Raw genomic sequence first — 5,797 nt, 5'->3', positions numbered from 1 at the left:
CCGGTCGCCGGGGCGCAGCGGGCCGATCTTCGGCGACCGGCCGGCCAGGATGTCCTCGGTCCAGGTCTCGCGCATGTTCCGGATGATCCGCAGGCCCATATAGGTTTCCTGCTCCGGGCTCGGGTTCTCGGGCACGACGATGCTGCCGTCGGGCTCGACCCCCTCGATCGGCGGCGGTTCGGGCGCCGCCGGGGCGGGCTGCGCCTCGGTCTCGGCGATCATCGCTTCGGTCCAGACCGGGGCCGGCGCCTTGCCGGCCGGCGTCTCGGGCAACACTGTCCCGGGGAACGGCGTTTCGGGAAGACATGTCCCGGCGGTCGACGGTGAGGCTGCCGAGGGCCCCGGTGGAAGCAACACCGGCGGCGGAGCGGCCGGGTCCCGGTCGGGGCGCAGCCGTTCCTCCAGCGCCGCGATGAACCGACCGAGGTCGCGCCTGCTCCACGGGCCTTCCAGGGAATTGCCGGAGAGCGGCGGAGGCGGGACGTCAACGGGCGTGCCGGGCGTGCCGGGCGCGGCGGTGCCGGGACGATCGTCCGAGGCGTTGCCAGGGGACGTATCGGTGGGCATATCGGCGGGCACATCAACGGGCGTATCGGCGGGGGTATCGGCGGGCGTATCGCCAGGCGGGACGTAGCCGACGGGGGCGTCGCCACCAGGACGGCCCGATGGATCCTCCGCCGGCCCACCCGAGGGAACGGCCGAGGCAGCGGCCAAGGGAGTAGCCAAGGAAGCAGCCCGCCGCTTCGCGGCCGGAACGGCCTCGATGGCGCGTGCCTGGCGGCGCTCGAGGCTCTTGACCATCGCATCATAGGTCCGGACGGCGGCGCTGGCGGCGGCGAGATGGCGCGTATTCTCCCCGTTCGGCGCCGCGCCGTTCATGCCCAGCCGCCAGCAGGCAAGGGCGGCGTAGTGGGCGATGACGGCCTGGACGGCATACATCAGCTCGATCTCGTCGCGCGGCCCCAAGGCTTCGACGGCGCGGATCGCGGCGTAGATCCGCCGGTTGCGGTGCGTCTCGTGCTCGTCCGGATCGTTCGGCAGGCAAAGCATCAGCGAACGGATGGCGTCGTCGACGATGATGTCGCAGATCGGCCCGTCGACACGGAACAGGGCAGCGCGGGGAAGGGCAGCACGGGGCTGGGCAGCGGGGGGCTGGGCAGCGCGGGGAAGGGGCGGGGCGGCGGAGGAAGAGGAACGGGCCAAGGTCGCTTCGTGAGAAATTCTAACATCCGGCTAGTTAGGAATTCGATCCTCCGTCTGCAAGGGGCGCAGGCCGTTACAGTTTCGGCCGCCGCCCCCGCGTGCCCAGCGCCCGCTCCAGCGCGTCGCCCACTTTCAGCACCAGCCCGTCCTCGAACGGCCGGCCGCCGATCTGCAGGGCCAGCGGCAGGCCTTTCTCGCTGAACCCGTTGCACACGGAAATCGCCGGGCTGCCCGTCACGTTGAACGCACGGTTGAAGAACGGCTGGAAACCCGATGCCATCGAGTCCTCGCCGATCGGCCTGGCGGGGCAGCGCGCGGTGGGGAAGACGAGGACGTCGACCGTGGTCATGACCTCGGCCAGCCCCGCGATCAGTTCCGTCCGCTTGCGCAGCGCGTTGATGTAGTCGGCCGCCGCCACGAACGCGCCCGCCATCAGCCGGTGGCGGCCGAAGGCGCCGTATTTCTCGGGGGTCGCGCGCAGCCAGTGCTGGTGGATGGCGAAGGACTCGCTGCGGGAGATCAGGCTGCCGACATCGGCATAGACGCCGAACGGCGCCAGCCGGACGTCGGAGACCGTCGCGCCCAGTTCCGCCAGCGCCTTCAGGCTGGTCTCCAGCGCCAGGACCGTTTCGGGATCGGTCAGCAGGTCGGTCTCGAAGAAATGCCGCACCACGCCGACGCGCACGCCCTTCAGGCCGCCGCCCAGGCCCGCCGCGTAATCCGGCACCGCGACCGACGCGCTCGCCGGGTCCTTGGGATCGTGCGCCGCCAGGACCTGCAGCATCAGCGCGCAGTCCTCCGCCGTCCAGCACATCGGCCCGGCGTGGTCCAGCGAGAACGACAGCGGCAGGATCCCCCGCCGGCTCAGCAGCCCATAGGTCGGCTTGTGCCCCGCGATCCCGCACCACGCCGCCGGGCCACGGATCGAGCCGCCGGTGTCGCTGCCCATCGCGCCCAGGCACAGGCCCGCGGCCACGCCGGCGCCCGAACCGGAAGACGATCCCGACGGGTCCAGCGAAAGGTCCCAGGGATTGCGCGCCGGCGGCCAGGGCAGGTCGAACGAGGTGCCGCCGATCGCGAACTCCCACGTCGACAGCTTGCCCGTTATGACGGCACCCGCCTGGCGAAGGCGCGTGACGGTGAAGGCGTCCTCCGCCGGCACGTGGTCGGCGAACAGCGCGGAATGGCCGGTCGTGCGGATGCCGGCGGTGTTGTAGATGTCCTTCAGCCCGATCGGGATCCCGTGCAGCGGCCCTTTCCACCCGCCCGCCATGATCTCGCTCTCCGCTTGGCCTGCCTCGGCCAGCGCCTGCTCTTCCAGCAGCAGCAGATAGGCGTTCAACGTCCCGTCGATGGCGTGGATGCGATCGAGCACCGCCCCGGTCAGTTCGAGAGGCGACAGCTTCTTCTCCCGAATCAGCGCGGAGGCATCCGCGATGGTCAGGTGGTGCAGGTCGGACATTCAGAAGCCTTCGGATAGCGGACGGTGAAGCGGCGCGCGAACGCCGCCGGGACCTTGAAAGCAATTCCGATACCAGACCGCCTATTCCGGTACCCAGCCGCGGTCGCGCAGCAACACGGGCGTGTGGGTCCGTGCCGCACGCTCTGCGGGGGACAGCGCGATGAACACTTTCAGTTGTGCAAGCACCAGCCGCGTCGGCAGCGCCAGGTTCAAGGCCAGGGCTTCGTCCATGCCGTAGAAGCGCAGCCCCTCCAGCTCCCCGTCGCCGCCCAGCGCGCCGTGGACGTGGTCGGCGGAAACGACCAAAAATCGGGCATTGTAGCGGATCGGCAGGCTCGGCGGCGTCACCGCGCGGGCCAGGTATTCCAGCGGCCGCAGGTGCGGGGGCGAGCCCAGGGTCAGGCCCGTCTCCTCCTGCAGCTCACGCGCCGCGGCGTGGCCCAGCGCCCGAGCGAGGGCGGGATTGGCGCGCTTGCGCAGCGCCCATTCGGTCTTCGGCGCCAGCGGGGAGGCGGAGGCCGCGCGGTAGTCCGCCGCGTCCACCCGTCCGCCGGGAAACACCAGCCGGTTGGGCATGAACCGGTGCTTCGCCCCGCGCATGCCCATCAGGATGCAGGGCTCGTCCCCGTCCATCCGCACGACCAGCAGGCTGGCGGCGTGTTTCGCACGCACGGCCCCCCGCACGGCCTTGGCGGCGACCTGGGAGGCCGGCACGGCGACCGGGGCGTCGTCAGGCAAGGTCGAAGCCCTTGGTCCGCAGATAGGCGCCGAAGCCGAACCGTTCCGGCACGGAAAGCTGGCGGGCGGCGTTCTCGCTCCAGCCCACGCCCTCGCGCGGGGGGTAGACGTCGTTGTTCTTCAGGCTGCCCGGCGCGATCGGATCGCGGGCGCGGCGGCGCTCGTCATAGGCCCCGACCGCGTCGGCCAGCGTGCTGTCGTCATAGCGTTCGCGGTGCACGACGACCGAGGGCGGCAGGCGCATCGACACCGGGCGGCGGAACACCGGCCAGCCGACCGCCAGCCCCGCCACCGGATAGACCCCGTCCGGCAGGCCCAGCAGCGGCGAGACGCGTTCTATGTGGTTGCGGACGTAACTGATCGGGCAGGTGCCGAGGCCGATCAGCTCCGCCGCCGCGATGAACTGCCCCATGGCCAGCGAGCAGTCGACGGCGGTGTTCAGCAGCGTGTCGAGGTTGTTGTTGGCGTGCTTCATCCCGTGCATCTGGCACAGGCGCTGGCCGCGCCGCATGTCGCCGCACCAGACCAGGAACACCGGCGCGGTGGCGATCCAGTCCATGGTGCCGATCCAGTCGGCGACCTGCTTGATGCGGGGCTTGTCGCGCATCACCACGACGCTGAACTGCTGCAGGTCGGATTTCGCCGGCGCGGACTGCGCCGCGGCCAGCAGCCCGTTCAGCAGCGCATCCGGAACGTCCTGTTCGGTGTAGCGCCGGGTCACCCGGCGATCGACCAGCGGTGCGACCGCGTCGGGGACGTCGGCCCCCGGCATGTCGATGCCGAAGCGCGCCTGCAACAAGCCTTGCGTATCCGCCATGTGCGTCCTCCCGCGTCCGCCTCAGACTTGCCGGAACCGGCGGGACGCGCAAGATTCGCGACAGAAACCCGGAGGACTCCAGCATGCCCGCATCGTATGAGAACCATCGCGCCCAGTTGAAGGCCATCCTGAAAGGCTGGGGCATGCCGGAGGCGAACGCCGAGACCACGGCCGAGATCCTGTCCTGGGCCGACCTGCACGGCGTCGACAGCCACGGCATCTCCATGATCCCCGGCTATGACGGGCTGCGCCGGTCGGGGCGGGCGAAGATGGACGTGGCGCCGACGATCGTCCGCGAGACGCCGGTCTCGGCGCTGGTGGACGGCGGCGGCGGGCTGGGCCACGTGCCGGCGCATTTCGCCATGGGGGTGGCGATCAAAAAGGCCAAGACCGTCGGCATGGCGGCGGCGGTGGTCAAGCATTCGGCCCATTTCGGCGCGGCGGGGTATTATTCGCTGATGGCGGCGAAGGAAGGGCTGATCGGGATGTCCTGCACCTCGGCGTCCGGCATCCAGGTGGCGCCGACCTTCGGCAAGCAGGCGCGGCTGGGCACCGACCCGTGGTCGTTCGCGGCCCCCAGCGCCGACGGAACGCCGTTCCTGCTGGACATGGCGACGACGACGGTGGCAGCGGGCCGCATCCGCAACAAGGCGAACGAAGGGCTGCCGACGCCGGATGGCTGGGTGCTCGACGCCGAGGGCAAGCCGTCGAACGACCCGCTGGTGGCCAAGGAGAAAGGCGGGTTCCTGACGTCGCTGGGCGGGTCGCCCGAGAACTCCAGCTACAAGGGATACGGGCTGGCGGTGATGGTGAACATCCTGGCGTCCTGCCTGTCCGGGGCGACGCTGATCACCGATCCGATGCACACGAAGAAGCCGGTGGGGATGGATATCGGCCATTTCTTCATGGCGATCGACCCGGACATCTTCCGCGAGACCGGCGACTTCCAGCAGGACGTCCAGAGCTTCATGACCGCGCTGCGGGCCACGACCCCGGTCGATCCCGCCCAGCCGGTGATGGTGGCGGGCGATCCGCAATGGAAGAACGCGGCGAAGCGGATGGAGACGGGGATCCCGGTCGGGCCGGGGCTGCTGAACCAGGTGCGCCAGATCGCCCAGGCGGCCGCCGCGCCGTGGCTGCTGGATTAGGGGCGGGCGGGCAAGGGCCAACGCATCGCCTCAGCCCAGCTTCCAACCCGTCCCGGTCTTGCACCAGGTCAGGGCCGATTTCCGTTCCGGCGCCGTGCCGGGGCCGGTCAGCGTATAGTTCGTGACCCGGCACGCCAGGCCGTGCCGCTTCACCGCGTTGCCGGCCGTCACCGAACCGGACATGCCCGTCTTTGCGTTGCCGAACGGCGCGCTGGCCCCGGCGGCGAGCCGAGGCTGCTGCAGAAGCTGCATCGTCGCCTGGTTCAGCGCGGCGAGGTCGTCGGTGTTCAGCTTCGGGCCGCGGCTGCTCCGGAACGGGTTGATCATCTGCGCCGACGCCGCCATCGGCATGCCGACGGCCAGCAGAATCAACAGGGTAGAACGCCAGCGCGCCATGCAAGCCTCCGAGATGCGGTGCGGCTAGAGATG

The 5,797-nt window shown here is 70.5% G+C and carries 5 protein-coding genes and 1 pseudogene; 1 reads left to right on the top strand and 5 read right to left on the bottom strand.

Annotated features, from left to right (window positions below; translation table 11 throughout):
* The 4 genes and pseudogenes from VHB27_RS19375 to VHB27_RS19360 all read right to left on the bottom strand — a co-directional run.
* Positions 1-1,203: pseudogene (locus tag VHB27_RS19375) on the bottom strand (hypothetical protein); the annotation flags it as partial.
* 73 nt (positions 1,204-1,276) lie between these two features.
* Entirely contained in the window at positions 1,277-2,665 is a 1,389-nt protein-coding gene (locus VHB27_RS19370) for an amidase (protein WP_325603595.1), read from the bottom strand.
* A gap of 81 nt (positions 2,666-2,746) precedes the next feature.
* Positions 2,747-3,403: an NUDIX hydrolase gene (locus VHB27_RS19365; RefSeq protein ID WP_325603593.1), complete on the bottom strand. Its 657-nt coding sequence runs from the start codon at positions 3,401-3,403 to the stop codon at positions 2,747-2,749.
* Positions 3,396-4,220 carry a nitroreductase family protein gene (locus VHB27_RS19360; RefSeq protein WP_325603591.1) on the bottom strand — a complete coding sequence of 275 codons (825 nt, stop codon included), beginning with the start codon at positions 4,218-4,220 and terminating at the stop codon, positions 3,396-3,398. The genes VHB27_RS19365 and VHB27_RS19360 overlap by 8 nt, the downstream gene beginning before the upstream one ends.
* Before the next feature lie 83 nt (positions 4,221-4,303).
* Between VHB27_RS19360 and VHB27_RS19355 the strand changes: the two genes are divergently transcribed.
* Complete coding sequence (locus tag VHB27_RS19355; RefSeq protein WP_325603589.1) at positions 4,304-5,368, top strand: Ldh family oxidoreductase; 1,065 nt, start codon at positions 4,304-4,306, stop codon at positions 5,366-5,368.
* A gap of 30 nt (positions 5,369-5,398) precedes the next feature.
* Here VHB27_RS19355 and VHB27_RS19350 read toward each other — a convergent pair whose 3' ends face one another.
* Positions 5,399-5,764, bottom strand: coding sequence for a hypothetical protein (locus tag VHB27_RS19350; RefSeq protein ID WP_325603587.1), 366 nt, complete (start codon positions 5,762-5,764; stop codon positions 5,399-5,401).
* Positions 5,765-5,797 lie beyond the last annotated feature (33 nt).

Source organism: Rhodopila sp., assembly GCF_035548235.1.
In the GTDB taxonomy this organism is placed as follows: domain Bacteria; phylum Pseudomonadota; class Alphaproteobacteria; order Acetobacterales; family Acetobacteraceae; genus Rhodopila.
The sequence above is the reverse complement of the archived record's forward strand: the minus strand, read 5'-3'. Positions and strand labels throughout refer to the sequence as shown.

Bases quoted from the DNA above. Each gene is read 5' to 3' on its own strand.
- VHB27_RS19370 (WP_325603595.1), bottom strand. From the start codon at position 2,665: ATGTCCGACCTGCACCACCTGACCATCGCGGATGCCTCCGCGCTGATT.
- VHB27_RS19360 (WP_325603591.1), bottom strand. From the start codon at position 4,220: ATGGCGGATACGCAAGGCTTGTTGCAGGCGCGCTTCGGCATCGACATG.
- VHB27_RS19355 (WP_325603589.1), top strand. From the start codon at position 4,304: ATGCCCGCATCGTATGAGAACCATCGCGCCCAGTTGAAGGCCATCCTG.
- VHB27_RS19350 (WP_325603587.1), bottom strand. From the start codon at position 5,764: ATGGCGCGCTGGCGTTCTACCCTGTTGATTCTGCTGGCCGTCGGCATG.